General features: G+C 47.6%; 15 protein-coding genes. 11 read left to right on the forward strand and 4 right to left on the reverse strand.

The annotated features are described in order from the left end of the window. The first annotated feature begins 148 nt into the window (after nucleotides 1-148). The 11 genes from AC1DLI_RS24750 to AC1DLI_RS24800 all read left to right on the forward strand — a co-directional run bounded on the left by AC1DLI_RS24750 (nucleotide 149) and on the right by AC1DLI_RS24800 (nucleotide 16,462). Nucleotides 149-1,192 (forward strand): substrate-binding domain-containing protein, encoded by a 1,044-nt coding sequence (locus AC1DLI_RS24750; protein WP_477607139.1) that lies wholly within the window; start codon nucleotides 149-151, stop codon nucleotides 1,190-1,192. Between the two features lie 120 nt (nucleotides 1,193-1,312). After that, nucleotides 1,313-2,431, forward strand: a complete 1,119-nt coding sequence (locus AC1DLI_RS24755) for a SurA N-terminal domain-containing protein (protein WP_477607140.1) — start codon at nucleotides 1,313-1,315, stop codon at nucleotides 2,429-2,431. A 69-nt stretch (nucleotides 2,432-2,500) separates the two neighbouring features. Then, nucleotides 2,501-5,665, forward strand: coding sequence for a beta-xylosidase family glycoside hydrolase (locus AC1DLI_RS24760; RefSeq protein ID WP_477607141.1), 3,165 nt, complete (start codon nucleotides 2,501-2,503; stop codon nucleotides 5,663-5,665). Between the two features lie 224 nt (nucleotides 5,666-5,889). Further along, nucleotides 5,890-6,852 (forward strand): ABC transporter permease, encoded by a 963-nt coding sequence (locus tag AC1DLI_RS24765; protein ID WP_477607142.1) that lies wholly within the window; start codon nucleotides 5,890-5,892, stop codon nucleotides 6,850-6,852. Nucleotides 6,853-6,868: 16 nt separating this feature from the next. Then, the gene (locus AC1DLI_RS24770) at nucleotides 6,869-7,750 is read left to right on the forward strand and encodes a carbohydrate ABC transporter permease (protein ID WP_477607143.1); all 882 of its coding nucleotides are present in this window, start codon (nucleotides 6,869-6,871) and stop codon (nucleotides 7,748-7,750) included. 33 nt (nucleotides 7,751-7,783) lie between these two features. Next, nucleotides 7,784-9,334 (forward strand): extracellular solute-binding protein, encoded by a 1,551-nt coding sequence (locus AC1DLI_RS24775; protein WP_477607144.1) that lies wholly within the window; start codon nucleotides 7,784-7,786, stop codon nucleotides 9,332-9,334. Between the two features lie 171 nt (nucleotides 9,335-9,505). Then, nucleotides 9,506-11,338 (forward strand): cache domain-containing sensor histidine kinase, encoded by a 1,833-nt coding sequence (locus AC1DLI_RS24780; protein ID WP_477607145.1) that lies wholly within the window; start codon nucleotides 9,506-9,508, stop codon nucleotides 11,336-11,338. Between the two features lie 5 nt (nucleotides 11,339-11,343). Beyond that, nucleotides 11,344-12,921, forward strand: coding sequence for a response regulator (locus tag AC1DLI_RS24785; RefSeq protein ID WP_477607206.1), 1,578 nt, complete (start codon nucleotides 11,344-11,346; stop codon nucleotides 12,919-12,921). 1,210 nt (nucleotides 12,922-14,131) lie between these two features. Then, on the forward strand, nucleotides 14,132-14,785 hold the full coding sequence (locus tag AC1DLI_RS24790; protein WP_477607146.1) for a DUF3885 domain-containing protein: 654 nt from the start codon (nucleotides 14,132-14,134) through the stop codon (nucleotides 14,783-14,785). Nucleotides 14,786-15,225: 440 nt separating this feature from the next. After that, complete coding sequence (locus AC1DLI_RS24795; protein WP_477607147.1) at nucleotides 15,226-15,780, forward strand: sigma-70 family RNA polymerase sigma factor; 555 nt, start codon at nucleotides 15,226-15,228, stop codon at nucleotides 15,778-15,780. Next, nucleotides 15,770-16,462 carry a hypothetical protein gene (locus tag AC1DLI_RS24800; RefSeq protein WP_477607148.1) on the forward strand — a complete coding sequence of 231 codons (693 nt, stop codon included), beginning with the start codon at nucleotides 15,770-15,772 and terminating at the stop codon, nucleotides 16,460-16,462. The genes AC1DLI_RS24795 and AC1DLI_RS24800 overlap by 11 nt, the downstream gene beginning before the upstream one ends. Before the next feature lie 537 nt (nucleotides 16,463-16,999). Here the strand turns inward: AC1DLI_RS24800 and AC1DLI_RS24805 are convergent. From AC1DLI_RS24805 to AC1DLI_RS24820, 4 genes are all read right to left on the reverse strand, one after another. Next, complete coding sequence (locus AC1DLI_RS24805) at nucleotides 17,000-17,428, reverse strand: hypothetical protein (RefSeq protein ID WP_477607149.1); 429 nt, start codon at nucleotides 17,426-17,428, stop codon at nucleotides 17,000-17,002. 270 nt (nucleotides 17,429-17,698) lie between these two features. Beyond that, complete coding sequence (locus AC1DLI_RS24810; protein WP_477607150.1) at nucleotides 17,699-20,257, reverse strand: rhamnogalacturonan lyase; 2,559 nt, start codon at nucleotides 20,255-20,257, stop codon at nucleotides 17,699-17,701. Between the two features lie 261 nt (nucleotides 20,258-20,518). Continuing rightward, nucleotides 20,519-21,127, reverse strand: coding sequence for a hypothetical protein (locus AC1DLI_RS24815; RefSeq protein WP_477607151.1), 609 nt, complete (start codon nucleotides 21,125-21,127; stop codon nucleotides 20,519-20,521). A 189-nt stretch (nucleotides 21,128-21,316) separates the two neighbouring features. Next, nucleotides 21,317-22,075: a hypothetical protein gene (locus tag AC1DLI_RS24820; protein WP_477607152.1), complete on the reverse strand. Its 759-nt coding sequence runs from the start codon at nucleotides 22,073-22,075 to the stop codon at nucleotides 21,317-21,319. Nucleotides 22,076-22,132 lie beyond the last annotated feature (57 nt).

Below are 22,132 nucleotides of genomic sequence, written 5' to 3' on the forward strand. Positions count from 1 at the left end.
TAGTATTTCCCCTCTCGTTAAGGCGCTGGAGACGCTTTGTGCGGCTCCGGCCGTTTGTATTTGCCTTCAGTGTAGGAGAAAATAACAGTATTTTATAGTTTCATTTTTGTTACAATTAACTYAACTAAACGTTCGAGGGGGCTCTTTTATGCCGCGAAAAAAAACCGTCACCCTGCTTACGATTGCCGATGAACTGGGCTTGACGATCCATACGGTTTCTAAAGCGCTACGTGGTTTGCCGGGCATGTCCGAGATGACGCGTAAAGCGGTCGCGGATTGCGCGCGGAAGCATGGCTACCGCACAAAGGAGCAGGAATCGGGCATGTTCGCGGAGCGTATTTCCTGGGCGAATACGAATCCGCGGCGCTTTGCGATGCTGCTGATCGGGGATTCGCTCTTTCATCGGCTGCAGCTTGAAGGTGTACAATTTCGGATGAATGAGCTCGGACATTCCCTATATCCGCTACTGGTGCCAGCCGCCCTGACGAATGAATCGGAATTGGCTGAGTGGCTGGAGCAGAACGGCTTATCTTTTGCGGATGGTCTGTTTCTGACTGCCGCCATACCAGAGTGGATGGAAGCGGCGCTCTTAAAGCTGAACATGCCAAAGGTGCTGTTGAATTATCCTTCCGATATGGCTGAAGTAGACAGCGTAATCTGGGATGTGGAATACGCGATTCATCGGACAGTGGAGGAGCTGTACCGCTGCGGTCATCGTCGTATTCTGTACGTAGGGGAAATCGAACCGCAGCGCGGCTTTCACTTAAGATGGCAGGCTTTCGGAGCAGCAGCGGACAGGCTGGGGTTGGCCGGCTTGGCAGATCCGGCTAACCATATTACAATTTCCGCTTCGGATCGTGCCGCGTGGATGTCTTTACTGCGCGACCGGTTAAGCTCCGGTCAATATACGGCTGTTATTGGCGCAATTCCGGGCGTGGCCGAATGGATTTATGTCGCCGCAACCTTTCTCCAATTAAATATTCCAGAGCATTTCTCGCTCGTAGCGATGGAGAATGAGGAAAATGCGTATTTTCCCGGGATGACAAGACCACTCCTGCTAGTAAGGGAGGCCGGGGAGCGGGCAGCCGAGCTAATGCTGCGACGTATCGCCAACCCGTTGCTGCCTTACGAGCATGTTAGGCTCAGAGGATCATTTTATAAGGGGCAGACCCTTCTCGGCATAAATTCCTGAAGTCATAGAAATACCAAAATAAGTCATCATTCTCCCCTAACGTCCACAATGGAAAGCGGTTACAATTTGAGTGGATGCTGCAAAACATCCTTGCTCACAAACCGAAGAAAGGGAGGGGAAATGATGAATTTCTCAATTAGTCGGCTGCTGAAGGCTGCCCTCGGTGCAGGTATTGTCCTGACGATTGTGGTTTTAGGCTCTATGATGCTCATGTCCGGTGGGGCGGCTTCATCCGGCAACCGCGTGGTGGCGGAGGTGAATGGGGAGCCTGTCGCCGAAGCTGAATTTAAGCGCTCGCTGCAGCAGCAGCGGTCTGCCGTTATCGATTACTTCAAACGGACCTACGGCGCAAAGGTTGACGCTGATTTCTGGCAGAAGGACTATCATGGTGAAACACCAGCGGACAAGGCCAAAGAATGGGCGCTTGAAGCGGCTGTTCGCTTGCGGCTTCAGCTTGAGCTAGCAGCAGCGAAGGGTGTGATTTCTGATGCATCCTATGAAGGCTTGCTCAACGAGATGGAGCGCGAGAACGCGCGTAGAAGTGCAGCCGTTAAGGCTGACCAGCCTATTTATGGACCTGTCCAGTTCGAGGAGAAGGGTTTTGTCGAATTCTATGTTAGCCGCATCGGGTCGAGGCTAAAGGATATTGTAGCCGAGCAGGAGCTTGCGTTTAATGATGAACAATTATTGCGGCATTATGAACAGATCAAGGACGAATTTTTCAAGTTGGAAGGTACCGTGCATTTTACTTCTGTTACCATCTCGTACCGTGACGATGGACAGCTCAAGTACAGTGGTTTAAAGCAGGAAGCTGAACAGGCTATGGGAGTGATTATGGATGACTGGCAAGCAGGCGGTCCAGCAGAAACCGCTTTGCTGCAGCTAGAAGAGATCGGAGCAGGCCTCGATGCACGACTGGTAACCGAGGTATTTGATAGCCATACGGCTAGGCAATATTATAAATCGCTTCCGCAGCTATACGAATGGCTGGCCGACCAACCGGAGGCTGCAGCCATTAGCCCGCTTATGGATAATCTGTCAACTGGCGAATACGTTGCGGCTTACGTTACCAGCAGTGAAGCGGGCGGCTACAAAAGCTTTGCAGAGCAGAGGGAAACGGTGCGCAGCCATTATTTGAATACCAAACTGAATGCGTATTTGGATACGCTGAGGGAGGAAGCTGACGTTACGATCCGGGATGAAGTTTTTGATCAAATCAAGGTTCAAGATTATTTCTAAAGGATAGTCGGAGTTGCAATTCGAAGCGGTTATTTGTGTATATTCCGTCATTTCAAGGGAGGCACGGTAATGAAGAAAGGGAATCGTTCACGACTGCTTGGCTTGATGTTAATCTGGGCCATGACAATCGCCTGCATGGCGCCTGCATGGTACGGATCTGTCGTATATGCGGAGGAAACACCTGCTGCAAGCTTTACTGGAACGGTCTATTACGTCGATCATTTAAATGGCAACGATACTTTCGCAGGGACAAGCGCTACGACTGCATGGAAAACGCTATCCAAATTAAGCGGAACGACATTTGAGCCGGGAGACGCCATCCTGTTCAAAGCAGGAGGGACTTGGTCAGGTACGCTGAGCCCGCAAGGGTCGGGCAGCGATGGCGAGCCCATCAGCATCGGTCAATACGGCGAAGGTGCCAAACCGCTGATTGCGGGCGATGGGGCCGATGCAGCCATTTACTTCTATAACCAGGAGTACTGGGAGGTCCGTGATCTGGAGATTACAAACCAGGCGGAGCTGCCGGGGCAGCGGCGCGGCATTCACGTCTCGGGAAACAGCGGCAATGACTGGAACAATATGCGCGAGTACAAGCACTTCCTGTTTGAAAATCTGGATATTCACAGCGTCAAAGGGCAGCAAGGCGGCGGCTGGCACAGCGGCGGCATCATTGTCTGGGGTCCGGCCTGGAATTATGCCGTATCGGATGTCGTTATACGCAACAACAAAATCTATTCGCTTGACAGCGTTGGCGTTTATTTGAATGGAGCGACGCGAGACTTCTCGTCCGGCAACCGGATCGAGAACAACATGATTTACGATATTTCCGCGGATGGAGCTGTGCTGCTCAATACAACGGATGGCGTTATAGAAAACAATGTAGCTTTTGATACGCATAAGCGTGCGGGCGGCTATCATGTGCCGCTGTGGACGTGGGGGACGAAGGACGCCGTCATTCAGAATAACGAGGTGTTCAACACGTATCCGGGCGGGGATGCGATGGCCTACGATTCAGACTACAACAGCAGCGGCACGATTATTCAGCACAATTACAGTCATAATAACGCAGGCGGTTTTGTGCTGACGATCAACGACGGAACGAATCCAAGTAATTTCAATAAGGACACCATTATTCGCTACAATGTCAGCCAGAATGACAGCCACACGATTTTCACCTTTGGCGGGCCGGTAGAGAATACGCTTGTGCATAACAACACAGTGTACATTCCGGAGCATTCCACGGCAAGAGTGTTCGCCAGCGGAACCTGGAACGGTTGGGCGAAGGATACTTACTTCTACAACAACATCATCGTGAACCATGGCTCGGGCGGCTATACGTTTGGTCAGAGCACTAACAACGTTTTCGATAGCAATTTGTATTATGGAAATCACCCTGCAGATATACTAGCCATGGACGTTAACAAAATAACAGCCGATCCTCTGCTCGCATCGCCTGGCTCGGCTACGATCGGCAGAGAAACGGTTGCAGGCTATCAATTGCTGCAAGGCTCGCCGGCTATTGGAGCAGGCCGCGTCATTCCTTCTAACGGGGGACTGGACTACTGGGGTAATTCTGTACCTGCCGCTTCTAGCCCGAACATAGGCGCATATGAAGGTCAGGGACTGGACCCGAACAATCTTCCGCCGCTTCCGCCATCCCCGGCAGAAGCTAATCTGCTAGCCAATGAAGGCTTTGAGAGCGGCGACTTCAGCGGCTGGGGCTACCACTACAATGGAGCGGCAATCGTCAATAGCGGAGCACGTTCCGGCACGTACGCGGCCAAATTGACAGCCGCAGTGTCCGGCATTGAGCAGACGGTTACAGGATTAAAGCCGAATACGATGTATCGTCTTTCAGGCTATGGCAAAGGCGCCAGCAGCGGCTCCGCCGTGCTGGGGGCGAAAAATTTCGGCAGCGGCTTCAAGGACGTCGCTTTTAGCAGTACGGCTTATGGATGGCGGGAGCTTCATTTCACGACTAGCAGCAGCAGCACGAGTGCAATCGTCTATCTCTATAAGCACGGGGCATCGGGAGAGGTTATGTTCGATGATCTACGGCTGATTGAATATGGGCAGGTTCCTGGTCCATCCACCGCTCAGCCACCAGCCCCGGTATTTACCGAGGGAGAAAGCGATGAATTTAATGCCACAGCTCTATCCTCGCAGTGGAACTGGATCAGGCAGAACAGTCAGAAATGGTCGCTCGCTGACCGTCCGGGATATATGAAAATTACGAGCGAAGCAGGCGATATTGTCGATGGACAGGCTACCGCGCGCAATATTCTGTTGACGGGAGCTCCTGAAGGTAACTGGACGATCGAAACGAAGATGGACGGCAAGCCGACCTCGCAATGGTCGCAGGGTGGCCTCATTGTGTACGAGAACGATCAGACCTACTTCCGCTTGACCCGTCTGTACGGCAGCGGGAACCAGTTCCAGTTCACGAAGCAGATTAATGCGGCGCGCCAGCATGTGGAGGTTCCGGATACGATCGCTTCAACTGAAGCTTATTTACGTATTGTCAAAGAAGGCAACACGTACAGCGGATACTATTCCGAGGACGGCGTGCAATATAATCAGGTTTGGACGACGCAAACGGCGGATCTCGTTAATCCAAAAATCGGCTTGATCGTATGTGCCGGAACTGGTCTTGTGGCGGACTTTGATTATTTCCGAATCATTAAGGATGGTGAGCCGGCCCAAGGATGGAATCTGATCGAAGACGATATGGATGATTACACAGAAGGTTGGAGCACTACAGGCTCCGGCGGCTCGGTCACTCAGCAGTCGGGTTATGTGAACGTTACAGACGGTGCCTCCGGTTATTACTTTATGACCAAATCCGGCTTTACACCGCCGACGGGAGCATTTACGCTCGAAGTCAGGGCCAAAGCCAATGCCGCTAGTACGACCAATGAGATCAGCGTAAGGAGCGGCCAATATAATATTCAGCTATTCCTGCCTTACGGCGTCACGGGCAAGGCACAGGACCGCGAGACGAATCCGGTGAACGAAATGACGCTTAATACGACCGTTTACCATGATTATCGGCTCGTTGTTCATACTAACCGCACGTATGATCTATACGTGGACGGAGTGCTGGGTTGGAGCGGCGCGACAAGCAACGGCTCGGGCAGCGCATTGTTCAAGCTAGGCGGAAGCGCAAGCTCCGGCATTACGGCTAACATGGACATCGATCACGTGTGGATGGGCAGCGGAGCAATTTTGCCATAGTCTAAATGGAGAAGCCACTGAACGGAGATCTTGACGTTCATGGCTTCTTTTTTTTTGGACTCGTTGGATACAGTAGCAGCTATTGCTGACTTCTTGCCTGGGGAGGTCATCAATTTACCGATAAAGGTCATCGCTCTCCCCTAACGTATTGTAATCGCTTCCCTTACAATTTAGTTATCCGGAGCAATCATAGGAATGACGCAGAGCGAGGGGGAATGAAAGGTATGTCTGTTACTGATGCCGCCGGAGTGAAGGCGGAGCAAGAGTGGACCTTAAAGCCGGAGAAACGACGGTTTCGGGCCATTCGATCATATTGGGATTTGTATCTCATTATGCTACCCGGCATTTTATATTTTGTCGTGTACAAGTATTTTCCGATGTGGGGGGTTGTCATCGCTTTTCAGAATTACAGCGTATTTAGCGGGATATGGGAGAGCGAATGGGTCGGCTGGCTGCATTTCAAGAATATGTTCATGGCTGATGATTTCTACACCATATTCCGCAATACGTTGCTGATTAGCATTTATAAGCTGATATGGGGGTTTCCGGGCCCAATCATATTGGCGATCATGCTTAATGAAATCCGGCACATGTTCTACAAGCGATCGATTCAGACGCTCGTGTACCTGCCGCATTTTCTATCGTGGATCATCCTTGGGGGCATTATGGTTAACGTGCTGTCTCCGTCCTCGGGTATTGTCAACAAGCTGATTGAGATGTTGGGCTTTGAACCGATCTTCTTCCTTACCAACGAGGATTGGTTTCGCAGCATTATCGTAGTCAGCGACATCTGGAAGGAGGTAGGCTGGGGAGCGATTATTTATTTAGCAGCTATTGCAGGCATAGATCCACAGCTTTATGAAGCCGCGATCGTAGATGGCGCAGGCAAATGGAAGCAGATTCTGCACATTACGCTGCCATCCATGATGGGCGTCATCGTCATCTTGTTCCTACTGCGGCTCGGGCATGTGCTGGACGTAGGCTTCGAGCAAATCTTCGTCCTCTATAACTCGATGGTGTTTGAGGTAGGGGATGTCATTGAAACCTATGTGTATCGTGTTGGCATCCAGCAGGCGAAGTTCAGCTTTACAACGGCTGTAGGCTTGTTCAAAGCGGTTATTGGTTTAATCCTTGTCATTCTCGCCAACAAAGGCGCCAAGAAGCTTGGACAAGAAGGAATATGGTAGCGAGGGAGGCGAATACATGAGACTATCCAGAGGAGAGCGTCTGGGATCGACCATTAACTATATCTTACTGGGAGCATTCGCCCTGCTTGCGCTAGCGCCATTTGTCCATGTACTGGCGCAATCGCTCAGCAGCCATCAAGCGATAACGTCAGGCCGGGTAACGTTATGGCCAGTTGATTTTTCGCTGGAGGCGTACAGCAGGGTACTTAGCGAAAATGCCTTTCTTAATGCGTTCAAAGTCAGCGTGCTGCGTACAGTTGCCGGAACGATCGTCAACGTAGTTCTTACCTGCTTGCTTGCGTACCCGATCTCCAAAACGTACATTAAAGGCAGATCGGCGATCATGTTTCTGATCGTGTTCAGCATGATGTTCGGTGGCGGCATGATTCCGACCTTCCTGATTGTCAAGGAAACGGGCTTGCTGAATACGTTATGGGCGTTCATTATTCCGGGCGCGATCAGCGCATTTAACGTCATTATTATGAAGAACTTTTTCCAGAGCGTACCCGCGGAGCTAGAGGAATCGGCGAAAATGGACGGCGGCACGAATCTTGGCATTTTGTTCAGAATTGTCATTCCGCTATCCATGCCAGCCATTGCTACGATTACGCTGTTCCATGCGGTCGGTCATTGGAATTCCTTTTTTGATACGGTGCTGTATGTCACGAATCGGGAGCTGTACCCGTTGCAAGTGTATTTGCGGGAGCTTGTCATGTTCAACCAATCCAACATCGATAACAACTCCGGCTACTCGGCGAATCTGGACAGCACTTTGCTGGCGCTTGAATCGCTTAAAGCGGCGGCGCTTATCGCAAGCACGATTCCGATTCTTATCGTATATCCGTTTTTACAGAAATATTTTGTGAAGGGCATTATGCTTGGCTCGGTTAAAGGCTAAACCAAAGAGAAAACGAGAGGGGAAATAAACACGATGAAAAAATGGAAACAGACAGTATCAGTGCTCATGCTCTTCACGATGGTTGGCTTGACGGCTTGCTCGTCAGGGACGACGAATACACCTGTGAATCCTTCCGCATCACCGGGTAGTCCATCAGCTGCTCCGAGTGAGGTCGGCTCTGAGGAGCTGGAGAAAAAATCGATTCGCGTCGTCTTTAACAACGGAGGCCGCAAGTTCCCAGATGGCATGGATGAGAACAAGAATCCGTACATTGATTATGTAAAAGAGAATACGAACCTGGATATTACGCTGCAAATCCCGCCGTCCGATGGCTATCAGGATGCACTGAATGTCATTATGGCTTCAGGCAATTTGCCGGATATGATCTACACATTCGATTCCAGCTGGTTCGAGAATTATGTGAAGCAGAATGCACTCCAGCCATTGAATGAGTGGATCGACAAGTATGGGCAGGATCTTAAAGCGAACATACCTGAGGATGCTTGGAAAACGGTCACGATCGACGGAAAAATCTATGCCATTCCATCGATGAATGCCGTTCCGGGCAACGAAATTATGTATATTCGCAAGGATTGGCTGGATAATCTCGGCCTGCAGCCGCCCAAAACGCTGGAGGAGTACCGCGAGGTCATGAGAGCCTTCGCCCAGGATGATCCAGACGGGGATAGCAAAAACGATACTTATGGCTTTATTATGGCAGAGAACCTGGCAAGAATGGCTCCGCTTGTCGGTGCGTTCGGCATTCAGAAGGGCATGTGGACGGAGCGTGACGGCAAGCTGGTCAATTCGAGTACGCTTCCGGAAATGAAGGAAGCGTTGGCTTTCGTCGCTGGCTTGCACAAGGATAAGCTGCTTGATCCAGAATGGCTGCTCAACAAGGAAGCGAACTTTAATGAGAAAATCGCCAGCGGGCAAGTCGGCTTATTCTCTGCCTTCTGGTACGACACGCGCGGTCCGATTCTAACCAGCAAAAACAATGAGCCAGACGCCGAATGGATCCCACTCGAATTCCCGGTTGGCCCGGAGGGCAAGCAAGGCACGATGGGTCATGGGTATATTTCCGGCTACAACGTAGTGCCGATTACAAGCAAAAACCCTGATGCCGTTGTACGTATGCTCAATTTCATGAACGGCGATGGCTACCGTACGCTGCTGCTTGGTTTTGAGAACGAGGTCTGGTCGATGAAGGACGGTAAGATCGTAACCGATTTCGAGAAGCACAACGAGCATATTTACCGCCAAACGCTGGGTGAATCGATTCGACCATATGGCGCCAAGGAGGAACGGGACCGCCTAGATTCGCTTGGCATGGAATTCAAACTTAACGATAACATTGACCGTATTGAAAAAGTGGCGATTCGTGATCAATTCTTCGGCGTCCCGACGCCTGGCATGGGCACATACAAAGCCGACCTGCAGAAGCTTGAGGAAGAATATTTCACGAAAATTGTTGTAGGCAAGCTGCCAATTGATGCATTCGACGAGTTTGTTGCGGAATGGAAGAAGAAGGGCGGAGACGAGATTACAGCAGAGGTTAACGCCTGGTACGCGGAAAATAAGTAGAACTGCAGGGTATATGGCACGGTCAGCGAAACTGCTAATTAAGCATATTGTCGCGGACCGGTGTCCGGGCCATGCCTAGCATAGCGGAAATAGCGCTCCTTGGGAGCGCTATTTCCGCTATGTGGGTAAACCACTATAATGGAGCTACCAGTACGGCACGGAGGGATAACTATGAAATGGCTCAGGGCGTTTCAGAATAAATTCAGCGGGTCGATTCAGGTGAGGCTGACCTGTTATTTTATCGTCATATTGCTCCCGCTTATCTTGTTCAGCATGTATGCCAATGCACGCTCGCAGCGCATTCTTGAGCAGGAGCTTGGGGAGCGTACGATGAGCGCCATGAGCTCGGCTCTGAATTATGTGGATATGACGATGGATGGACTCAAAAATTTGTCTACGCTGCTCTCGACAGATCGCAGTCTCACCTCGCACTTGAAACATAATGATGAACAGCTTACGCCGGATGCGCTCTATGATTTCTCGCAGGTGATGCTGCAACTTGTTAATATTACCGCTATTAATCCGAATTTGTCGGGGGTTACAGTCTATCATGGAAGCTCTAGACGGATGCTGTCGAGCAGAATAGGGTCGCTGTACAGACCGGAAGCGTTAACGGAAAAATGGTATACCGATGTCGTCCACTCCTCCGGGGCTTACAGCCTTTATTTGCCGGATCACCACGAGGAAGCTCTGACGGGCTGGGCCGACCCGGTGTACAACGAGGAGCAAATTGTTCTAATGCAGCGAATGGATCTTTACAGCCGGGATCGGGACACGAATGTGCTGATGCTCTCGGTTCCGAAGCGGCTGCTGCTCGGCTATCTGATGAGCCTGGTTCCGAGCAAGGCTTCACAGGTCTATCTGCTGGACGATGCGGGACGCCTCATTGTCACCAATGCTCCCAAGGAGCAACGTGTCGATCTGTCGGATAGGAAGGAGGAGCAGTCAATGATACAGTTGACGCCGGGCTCCTCCGAGAACCATCTGGTGCTGCGTGCAAAATCGAGCAGCGGCTGGTCGGTGCTGCTCGTACAGCCGGAGAAGGAGATCTATAAGAAATCGCGTCCGCTGCAAATTTTCTCCTACTGGATTATTTTGATTAGCTGTCTGCTTGCGGTGTGGATTTCCTGGCTTGTGTACAGCAGCATTTCCTCGCCGATCTCCTCATTGGTATACGGGATGAAGCAGCTTCGCATCGGTAATCTCGATGCGAAGCTGGAAAATAACAGGCAAGACGAGCTCGGTTATTTGACCGATGCGTTTAATCAGACAGCCGAGCAGCAGCGTTATCTGATTCGGGATATTTATGAGCAGCAGCTGCGGATGACAAAGACGGAGCTTAAGTTTCTGCAATCGCAGATTAACCCTCACTTTTTGTATAATACGCTTGATTCGATCTACTGGTCCGCCAAAAATTACGACGCCGACGAGATCAGTGAGATGGTGCTGAACCTGTCCCGCTTCTTCCGGCTTAGCTTAAGCAAGGGGCAGGAAGCCTTCACCGTGGAAGAGACGTTCTCTCATCTGCAATATTACATTCGCGTGCAGCAGCTGCGCTTCGTGGATCAGTTCACCGTGAGCTTCCAGTCTATCGGAGATAGCAGCGGGTTGTACGTGCTTAAACTGCTGCTGCAGCCGCTCGTGGAGAATGCGATCCTGCATGGACTGGAGAAGAGAAGGGCCGGCGGAGATTTGCGTATTTCAACGGAGGTTGAAGAGGAATGGCTCGTGTTGACGGTGTCCGACAATGGCAAGGGGATCGGGGAGGAGCGGATGGTGCGGCTTCGCGAAGCGCTTGGCCGGAGCGGAGGCTGTGACGTGAATGCGGCATCGGATCGGAGTATGGATTTTTTTGGGTTGTTGAACGTGAAAGCGAGAATGAAGCTTTATTATGGAGAAGCTGCCGAGTTTACGATTGAGAGCGAGGAGGGCGCAGGGACGATCGCGCGCCTCAAGCTCCCGGTTGAGCGCTGCAGTCATGAATGGGGAGGCGGAGAGACGTGAATCTAATGATTGTGGAGGATGAGATCCGAATTCTGAACAGCTTGGCCAATAACATACCTTGGGAGCGCCATGGCATTGAGGTTATTGCTTTGGCCGAAAATGGCAGGGAGGCGCTGGATATCGCAGGGCGGCGTATGCCGGATATTCTGCTGTTGGACATAGAAATGCCGGAGATGGATGGCTTGACTCTGGCTGAAACGCTTCTTGAGCGGGAGCCGCAGACTAGAATCATTATACTAAGCGGACATGACGACTTCCAATATGCGCAGCGCGCGATCGGGCTTGGCGTGAGCAAATACTTGCTTAAACCGGCTGGCGAAGAAGAAATTCTACATACTGTGGTGGAGGTTGCGGAGGATATTCGGCGAGAGCTATCGGAGAAGCATAGCCTGAGCGAGCTTCAGAGGATGTGGAAGAGCAGGCTGCCTCAGCTGCAGGAGGATTTCCTGCGCAGTTGGTTGACGAATCGCTATGCCGAATGGGAGCTGCATAAGCATGTTCGGGAGCTGAATATGGCGCTGCAAGTAGGCGGTAGCTATGCAGTTGCCGTATGCGAGATTGATCCATTGTCGGAGAGCGAATCGCGGTTTTCCCCAGCAGACATACCGCTGCTGCAATTCTCGCTGGACCGAATTGCTAAGGAATGTATGCCGCCAGAGGAATGCCGTGTGTTCGGTGATGCCAATGGCTCAACGGTATTGCTGTTCGCAAGCCAGCCAGGTGAGCCCGAGGGTGATCTGTCAAAACGAATGAACGGAAGGATAACCAGGCTGCTGAGTGTTGTGAAGGAGTGTCTCAAGCTGACGGCGAGCGTAGGCATGGGGACAGTAAGCGGCTTAAAGGATGTGCCTGGCTCCTATCAGCAGGCTTGCCGAGCTTTGCAGGAGAGAGCGATTTATGGACATGAAATCGCCATTCCCTATCTAGAGGTCAGGCAGAGCGAGCGTCCGGTCGAGTTCGACACCGCGTTCGAGCGGCAGCTGGAAATGGCTTTGTATACGGGGGACGCATCCGAGTTAATGGATCGGTATGTGGATAGCGCCTTTGCAGAGGCGGATTCATCCGATCTTGCTTATGAGCATTTGCTTTTTTTGAGCGGCGTATTTATTCGGATTATTCAATCACAGGGCTGGGCGCTGAAGAAGGTGCTGGGACATGATTATTCTTATTTCCTGTCGCTGGAGGGGCTGGTGTCCCGCAGTCAGATCATGGAGTGGGCGAGGCGGGTGACTGGACATATCGGCGCTTATCTGGAGCAGGAGCGGAGAAGCTCAAGCCATCAGTTGATAAAACGTATTCTTGCGACTGTCGATCAGATGTTGGCCGAGGACCTCAGTCTGCACTCCCTTGCGGAGCGCCTGTATGTGAATTCGTCTTATTTAAGCCGTCTGTTCAAGAAGGAAACGGGAGAATCATTCTCGGGCTACGTGCTGTCAAGGCGGATGGAGCGGGCCAAGGAGCTGCTGCTTGGCGATGCCAAGGTGTATGATGCAGCCAGCGCGGTAGGCTACCGCGATCTTAGTTATTTTGCCAAGGTGTTTCGCAAATATTGGGGCGTAGCGCCAAGCGATTTGAAAAAGTAGAGGCCGCTAGCAGATCTGCCCCGAGAAGTATTTGAAAGGAAGGTTGCGTTGCTTCAGCTTCTGGTTGCAGCGCACGGACTAGTGGTAACGATGAAGACCCCTCACTTTGAACGGGTCAGTCCCATGCCAGGACCAACATTCTCTGAAAATTTGCATCAAATCATTGAGGGTATATACCCTAATGAAGATATTAGTTATAAACGAAACTTGCTCACTTGTGGAATTTGTAGAAGCTGTCTTTTACGCCCCGGACTTGATTTTACAAAAGAACAGAATTGACGGTTTTATAAAGAAAAATGGAAAAATCATCAGTTTCCTTTGGAGTAATACTCAATGCTTAAAGCCTTTGTAAACAAGGCAACTCATTAAGCGAACGGGCAGGATAACGCAGTTACTTCCCAGGATTAAGAAAGAATTAACTTATACGCAAGGGGTCGTTATTTTGAAATCATGCTTCGTTCACAATCAGGTTGAACATGAAACCAATTGTCCATTTTGTAGTAAATATTATTGCTCTAATTGTTTGAAGCTTGTCGGCAGTCGGAAAACAGTTATATGTAAAACCTGTTATGACCACTTTTTACGAAAAATTAAAAGGTCTAGTTCAAGAAGGTATGTGTTTATTTTAGCTGGTGCCCTTATAGCAATTCCATCGTTTTATATGGGTTTTCAGTCACTCGAAAGCGATACTGACACAACTATACTTTATATTATTAGTGGCGGATTAGGATTGTTTTCTATTGTATTTAGCGCAGTCCGACTCCATCAATATAAGAACTGGGAAGTAGTAGAGGAGTACCCTGGGAGTAATAAAACGTTGAACTAACGGGTAACGCTTGTGCAATAGAAACGATTAAAACCTCCCATTAGAAGTAAACCTTGATTTAATAGGCCTAATGGGAGGTTACTTTATGAATATAAGTGAATTATGGAAGCTGTATGAAGCTGAAAAACGGATTCAGGGATTTTAGTCCACACACATTAAAAGCAAATGCCTTACAGCTAAGGTTGCTATTAGGAGTACTTGGTAATCTTGACATTGGAGAGGTCACATTACAGTTGCTTAAGGAAAATAAGCCGGTTGCCGGTACTCAACTAAAGATCAGAATAGATTAATCATCCCGCAATTATTTCAGGTATAGAGAATTGCGAAGTTGAAAATCGTTATATACAATGGGTGGAAAGTATATTTCAAGTGGGTGAAATCAAAATGACGACGTATGATCAATTTATGAGTAACCATTTTCCCAATTTGATTCTCAGGCCACCTTTATTCTACAACTGGAATGTAGGAATTCGATTTGAACTTGGAGATTCAAATTCGTATGATTTAGATAAGAATTTCTATATGGAACGAGTATATAAACGAGCTATTGAGTTATTCAAAGCTATCAATGAGAGAAACGATGAAATTATTATTGTTACAAATGCAATTTTTGCTTATAAACTAAAAAACAAAATTAAAAGGGTAAATTTATATCGAAAATACATTAAGAGTAAACACTTATTAAGAAATCTAAAGCTTAATGTTATCCCCGATGTCTTTGCTGATGAAGATGAAATACCAGACGAAATAGACAATACTTTTAGATATATGATCAATTGTAAAGTTAAAGAGCTAGATTATCTCAATTTAATTAAAGCTATTTGTAACCAAGATGTAGGGGTCAAGCCTGCAATTCATCACGATGTTTTTTTTCTTAATATTAGAAGAGGAACAATTTATCATATTTATGATGATCGTGGATGCGATGTGATTTCAAACTCAATTTCAGGAATTAAAGATATTTTTCTTGAATACAACGATTGGATATTGAATTATGATAGGGAGTCCATTAATAAAAAATTTGATGAAGTCTTCTAAGAAGCATCAACAGCATCTAATCATGTTTTGGGTATCGGCTTCGAAGATACTTCTAATAACATGCATCATTAAGCTCATGGAGAACGATAGTTCAATAACATCAAGGCAGCCAAACTGACTAATGTGCTTGCTTCACGAGAGGAATGCGCACAAGTAATATTAAATGTCGGTGTTTTCCACATGCATGTAATAGAAGGTGAGTAGACAGCAATGCAGTTTGTCATAGAACACGTACTTCAAAATTTCATCAGGATGGTCAATGTCGGTTGACAAGAACATATATGCTTAAAAGTCGCGGAAAAGCGACTTTTTTTTGTTATAACGATATATGTTCTTGTCAAAAGCTAATGACAAGAACATATATCGAAATACGTAACCATGACTATATCTGCAGCGGATTTCGCACTCGGACCGTCTAATAAGATGAAGGTGGTGATCACGTGAAGCCGACCGGCAGTCGACTTAAGGATGATTTTGCAAAAGACCCCACGCAAGCACTGGAGCAGCTCATGGACGAATTCGGCACGATTGTCATACGGACCGCGTTCTTCTATACAGCCGACGCTCATCTTGCCGAGGATATTAGCCAGGAGGTCTTCCTGCGCGCGTACCGAAAGTGGAACACCTTCCGAGGCGACAGTGCCGTCAAGACGTGGCTGACGACGATCACAGTCAACGTATGCCGCGACAAAATGAGCGTTCGCATGTTCACGGAACAGCCGACCGAGCCAGGCAAGTTGGAGCTCGGCCGAACGATCAGCGTGGAAGATGAGGCGCTCGAACGGCTGAAGAAGAGCGAAGTGCTGCAGCATGTGCTTCGCCTACCGTTACCGTATCAGGAAGCGTTGTACTTATATTATTACGCGGACCTCAACACGCGGGAGATATCAGAAGCAATGAGCACGCCGGAAGGAACAGTACGCAACAGACTGCATCGGGCGCGAGAAATGCTCGCCCGCGAGATAAGTAAGGAGGGAACCATTCATGATGGATAGGGATCATGAGCTGCGTCAACAGTTTAGAAAGGAGTCTGATGAAATGTTATTTTCGAGTATGGAGATGAGTGAGCAACTAAAGCGGAAGATTCGTCAAGAAGCGGCCGCTGAGAAGGCAGGGCGTAAATGGACGATTGCGAAATCATGGAAGGTGACGGTGGTGGGGCTGGTGGCAGCGCTCATAATCGTTGTGGCCATCCCGCTTCTAGAACCACCGAGCGCTCCGGCGCCTGTGGACAGTACGACGGAGAACTTATCTCCTGCACAGATGAACGGAGGCATCGCCGGTTCAGATGTAACTGAATTGACGACCACGACGCTTGGTTCGATCGAAGAAGCAAAGGCGGCTTTTGGAGAAGGCATGCTGTTGCCGTCCTTTGTACCGAAAGGTTACACTTTGACGGAGATGGTAGCGGTGGGGATGCCGGGTCAACCAGCTAGAGATATCACTTTTACGTATACGTCGGGCGAGCATACGGTGACGTTCTCGGCCAGCCGCATGGCATCCGTCTATCCGGCCGAGCTATTTACGAGGACGAAAGTGGGCGAAGAGGACGGATTCGTATTCGAACAACAGGGCATGACTGAATTGTTCTGGACGATGGAAGATATCCATTTTGGCGTAACCGGGTCAATCGCGGGAGATGAAGCGATGAAGATGGCGTTGTCAGCAACGCTTTAAGTGAGAAAAGCTTTTACCTCGAAAAAGCAGATACCATCAATGCTGGCAGCTGCTTTTTCGAGCTAGTTCTTCCATCGAGTTTAACCATGTCGAATGGTAAGAACATATATGTTTAAAAATTCGCGTAACTGCGGGTCGTGGCTACACTGTGATTGCTTGCTGGAGGCCCTTGATAAAAGGTTTTTTTTTGATTGCAATCGCTTTTCCTGCTGAGCGTGTAACCGTGTGACAGTAAACAGTAATATGAAAGTTGAAGGTTGAGATTTATTCAAACTATATTACTACTTCACAAAACTCGTATTTTGTACATATGTACTATAATCGTTCTAAAGCCTTGGTATGCCTAGTTTACTGGCTTTCTATGGCTTGTGTCACAATCATACATTTCATTTTAGTTGAGTAAGTTCTGCCCTCAGTCATCAACACTTACTAATAAAATAAAATCACTAAAAATAATAATGTCCGTTAGATGATAAATGCAGTCCGCCAGAACGTCCTGCATTTGTGCTTAACGTTATCCGTTAATTCAATTATAGTTCACTCTTTTACTAGATTTTTACTGCTATAAAGTTCTTTATAAAACGAGCTTAATTCTACATTAATATCTTTGTTCATTTTATAATACCCATCTCCAATATGATAAACACCTCTAGCAATTGATGTTATAAACGATATCTCTACATTATTTCCGGAATATAGCTTTAGACTGGTATTACCTGTTACAGGTTCGTATGCCTTAACCTTTGAAAATGTTGTAGAGTCCATCGTTTTAACAAATTGGTCTATTTCTTTCTTATCTTTGATTGAGTAAAGCAACCCAGTGCCGCTATTTCGTGAAGATATTTTCACTATATTTTCCTTTATTATTTCGTTAAAGTGCAAAGGTRACTGTTTTTCATTTGAACTGCAACCAAACATAGAAACACATAGCAACAATACAAGTATTTTGAAATAATATTTTTTCATTCCACACCCCCTCATCGAGCCAATACTTGTCAACGACATGGAATCATTGATTTGCTAATTTGGAGAAGAGTAACTTCAGATTACAACGTATTCACGCTTCGGTCCATTTCAAAATTCTTTAAACTAACGGGAAACGTAGTTTAATAAAACAGCGGCAGTCTAGGACTTTATTTTCTCGTCCAAGGCTACCGCTGTTTCTTTAATTGGGGTCAGTATAAAACTTATTTTACGAACTGCCGGCTTTACACGAATTCTCCTTACATTTCCTTCTTATTTCCACATCTTTATGAGATTCGACGCGTGATAGGTCAGGTTCTTCTGCGCCCGATCGGAGACTACGTCTTTCTTCGTTTTTTTGTCCAGCTGGGCAATGAATTTCTCCAAAGACTTCACTGCATTGTTCATTGAATCTTTCTCTTGATGATGTAGCGCCTGTTTTAACGTATTTTTCAGCTGAGGCACGACCGGCCCATTCAAATCGCCGGATGCTACATAATCGTCCGTAAGTTTCGACAGAGCTGTCAAAACCCCTGGGGTCTGAACAGATGGAACCRGAACGGCAGCCCAATCAGTATCGGAGGCAAAATAAAAGCTCGTGTACGCAGGCTGGTTATACGCCGTATTCTGTCTCGCCACCTCCGCTCTGTACTGAGCATCATGCATGAGCGTATACAGTTTACGGTCAGTTACCTCGGTGCTGAGGTATATCCGGATCGCCGAACTGTCTGCAGTCCGTACGAGCATTTCTTCTCTCCAGTCACCGAGTATATCCGCAACCAGACCCGGATTTCCTTTTGTATAATTGTTTGTTCTTGTCCCTTCGGCTGTCAGCAGTCTGCCTTTCTTCCAATCATCAATGGTCGGAGTGGCATCAATGGCTCCGTTTACAATCTGCGTCGTCATATCGGCTGACCATTTTATATTCATATTGGTGCCCGGCGCGGATGCGCTGACCGGAGTACCGTCCGCCGTCCACAGACTGACCGCCCATGTTTCAAGACCGCTATGACCAGGTTCAACATCTCCGATTATTCCGCGTCCCGTATCTTTGCCGGTATATCCGCCGTTCAGCACTTCGCCTGTTTCTGCGTCACGCAAGGAATAGCCGTAAGGCGCCCAGACGCCACCTTCATGAACCATAAAGATTTCCTTCCCGGGCCTGTTCGGATCGATATCCGTTACATGAAGCGCGTCGCCGTGGCCTAGTCTGGCAGTCGTTCCTGGAGCAGCGCTCTGCGGCGGCATCACATCCATCGAGCTATACAACAATGTGCCGTCATGATCAATCGTAGCCGATCCATATACGATTTCATGTTTGCCGTCACCGTCAACATCTGCGGCGCTTAAGGAATGGGCTCCTTGCGTCGTTAAGGTGCCGAACTCGGGGTCCGTCCCATCTCGGCCGTGCGGTCCGTCGTTGAAAGGATTTGTCATCGGCGTCCATCCGCTGTCAACGAACCACTGCTCCTTAAGATGCTTGCCGTCCCAGTCATAAGCGACTAGAGTCGATCTCGTATAATAGCCTCTTGCAAACACCGCTGACGGCTTCTCGCCATCTAGGTAGGCTACCCCGGCCAGAAAACGGTCTACCCGGTTGCCCGGCTCGATTCTCGCCATCGCATAGTCTCCCCACAGAAGACCGTCATCCTCGCGTCCGGGCTTATAGGGCACCGTCTCCAGCTCAGAGCCGGTTGCACCGTTAAAGACGGTCAAATACTCAGGCCCTTTCACAATAAAGCCTTCGAACGCCCGGAGATTGTTACGGGCGCTTCTGCTCGGCGCATATACGTCCATAAAGTAATCGACCATGCTCTCCGCATCCACTTTGGATAAAGGATAGTCGTATTTCTTTTCGATTCCGAAGCTCTCTTCGAGCGTAGCTGGCCAACTGCCGTTTTTCACTTCCTCATGCTCTGACCAGTTCATAAACACACCAACCAGATGCTCATAATAATCAGCACTGCTCATCCGGTAATCATCCTTATTGCTGTAGCCGGCATTTACATCCTCAATCGGCATCGTAATATATTTCTCGGAGGAGACTTGGCCTTGCCGGTCATACGTGATGATTTTAGTTCCTGGAGCGGTCTTCAGCATCGCTTCCGCCTTACCATCTCCATCAAAATCGTAAACCATGAATTGCGTGTAATGAGCACCGGAACGAATATTCACGCCCAGATCAATTCGGTATAACAGTGTTCCGTCTATCTCGTAGCAATCAATATAGGTCACGCCAGTATATCCGACTTGTGACACATCCTTCGAATTGGACGGCTCCCATTTGACGTATAACTCATACTGTCCGTCACCGTTGACATCGCCTACGCTCAAATCATTCGCGGAGTAGGTATACGCTTCTCCTGCCGGTGTGATTCCGTCTGCTGGTTTTTGTAGCGGCAGATCATAATAGGCATTTCCCCAAGGCTTAACCTGGGCGCTTTGATCTACCTCCCGGCCGTTTAAAATAGCGCTTACATAATATTGCGAAGCAGCGGAGCCGTCTTTGTCGAGGTAATTGGTGCTGTTATCGATCACCGCAATTTTAACACCGTCGCGGTACACGTTGAAATTCGCTCCTGTCAAACCAGTCTCCGAATATCCCGTCACCTCATTCGCGAGCAGTCGCCAGCTAAGAAATACACCTTCCGATGTAGAGGCCGCAGTTAAGCCACGGTCCAAATATTCCAGCTGAATGCCGCGTGCGTTTCCTTCATTGACTTGCATATCCGTACTGGATGCAGATGCCGTCGCTATACTCGTAAGGAGAAGCGGAATAACCACAACACCTGTCAGTATCTTCCTGCCAAATGAACTTCTCTTAAATCCCATTACTTAATCACCATCCATTAATTAGTTGATAGATCCCTGTCGACCTGCTTGTCTAAAAGAGGCTGCCCCCCCTTTCTACGACTCATTATAGTTGTAATATTCTGTAATCAACACCCAAATAATCGATATATATGTTTAAAAAACAGTGATTTTCATCATGAAGAGACATTCGTTACATTCTTAATCTTACAAATAGACATAGAAAAAAAGAGCCGCAAAGGGCTCCTTTCCATGCCACTACAGCGCCTGCTCATTCAATTTTTATTGCCTAATGTGAAGTCCAGCTTTATGTGCAAACTTTTTGAACTTTTCAAAGTTTTCATTATCTTTGCAGTATAATGGAAAGCTTAAATCATAGTTCCCCAAAAATACTGCTTCAAGATTAGAAAAATAGAAATTAGAAAAACATAATTCCCTAGTAGATAGCATTACAACGAAGGCTAGAGTGTTGAAATCATTTATTTTATATAAAGTGGATTTGTAACTCAACAATTCCCTGAATGTTAGGGTTTCCGAATCATTTAATCTCTTTAGAATTGTTTTAATGACTGCTTTTTTGTAAGGAGACCCCTCTTCAAAAGGAAAACGAACATCTACAAATATTGTTTGGGTCGTGTTATTTTCTTTGTATACCAATTGAAAAAAATCAATAAAATTCTTTTCATATTCGAGATTATGCTCTTCAAAAGAAGTCAGCAGTTCTGACGCTTCCTGCTCCGTCAAGCAGTGGTCAAAAACATCTAAAACTCCTATATGATTGAAAAAATGATTGGGGTTTTCCTCTTCATGAACAGCTAATGTTCCAAATTGTTTGACCAATAGCTGTACTTCATGCTCTTCAACCTTCTCTAAGTACAGATGAATCACCACCGTCCGTCTTTTTTACACCTTTCCCAATCAACAATGGTCTAAACCTTTTTTGAACTAAACTGTCCGTTAGTTCAACGAGGCTGCCGATCTATGCCGGCAGCCTCGTTCTGGTGATTGTTAAGCTATAGTTCCCCGTTAGCGTAACACGCCACTTGGTTTGATTACCAGAAGATGTCCAACTCTTTCGTATTACAGCCCTTTAACAGCCTGTTGAATCATTTCATCGTACTTGACTGGTTCATCGGGATACTTAAAATGGACTACAAGCACATTTTTGTTTTCATAAATACTAGGCGGACTTGCTAGGTCAACGAGTTGTAATTTATCATTTAAGTCTTTACGTCCTTTATTTCGAGCCTCTACAGAATCAAACACGTAGACCGACATATTAACAATTGCTACAAGTGATGAATTGACTTCAACTTCATCTGTGACATCACCCATGCTATATGTATCTATAGCATAAGTCACTGACTTAACATTGTTGAGCTTTTCGAAATATGATGGGCCACCCTTCGGTTGAATTTGAAGTAATTTTAAACCTTGGTTTTCCATTGCTTGTAATAAATTGTCTAGCATTATGCTTTCGTGTTTTTGGTTATGTCTTTCTATCACACCAGCAACAATTTGTGGTGGATCGGATTGCATAACAACGTATTTGCCTTTGTCATTGGTTTTGGGATTTACATTAACTTCCTCACCTACTCTAAGTTCGTTGTACAGTTCAGAATCTTCAACAATGTAATAAATTAATTCAATATTATTCTTTTTGAGTGTAGCAAAGGACTTACTTTCTGCGTCTTTTAGGGAAACTTGCTTCGCCACTAAGATTCGATTATCTTCCTTTGCAATAATGTAATTGCCCTTTTTGGCTTCTGATGAGGCACTACAACCAACAAGCACACATACGAAAAGTAGCAAGGCTACTCCTAAAACTGACTTTTTCAAAGTTCCCACCCCATATTCTGCGCTACCTTTAAGACGAGAATGTAAGTAATTATGTTG

The organism is Paenibacillus sp. 01T443, from assembly GCF_056398325.1.

Bases quoted from the DNA above. Each gene is read 5' to 3' on its own strand.
- AC1DLI_RS24750 (WP_477607139.1), top strand. From the start codon at position 149: ATGCCGCGAAAAAAAACCGTCACCCTGCTTACGATTGCCGATGAACTG.
- AC1DLI_RS24755 (WP_477607140.1), top strand. From the start codon at position 1,313: ATGATGAATTTCTCAATTAGTCGGCTGCTGAAGGCTGCCCTCGGTGCA.
- AC1DLI_RS24760 (WP_477607141.1), top strand. From the start codon at position 2,501: ATGAAGAAAGGGAATCGTTCACGACTGCTTGGCTTGATGTTAATCTGG.
- AC1DLI_RS24765 (WP_477607142.1), top strand. From the start codon at position 5,890: ATGTCTGTTACTGATGCCGCCGGAGTGAAGGCGGAGCAAGAGTGGACC.
- AC1DLI_RS24770 (WP_477607143.1), top strand. From the start codon at position 6,869: ATGAGACTATCCAGAGGAGAGCGTCTGGGATCGACCATTAACTATATC.
- AC1DLI_RS24775 (WP_477607144.1), top strand. From the start codon at position 7,784: ATGAAAAAATGGAAACAGACAGTATCAGTGCTCATGCTCTTCACGATG.
- AC1DLI_RS24780 (WP_477607145.1), top strand. From the start codon at position 9,506: ATGAAATGGCTCAGGGCGTTTCAGAATAAATTCAGCGGGTCGATTCAG.
- AC1DLI_RS24785 (WP_477607206.1), top strand. From the start codon at position 11,344: ATGATTGTGGAGGATGAGATCCGAATTCTGAACAGCTTGGCCAATAAC.
- AC1DLI_RS24790 (WP_477607146.1), top strand. From the start codon at position 14,132: ATGACGACGTATGATCAATTTATGAGTAACCATTTTCCCAATTTGATT.
- AC1DLI_RS24800 (WP_477607148.1), top strand. From the start codon at position 15,770: ATGATGGATAGGGATCATGAGCTGCGTCAACAGTTTAGAAAGGAGTCT.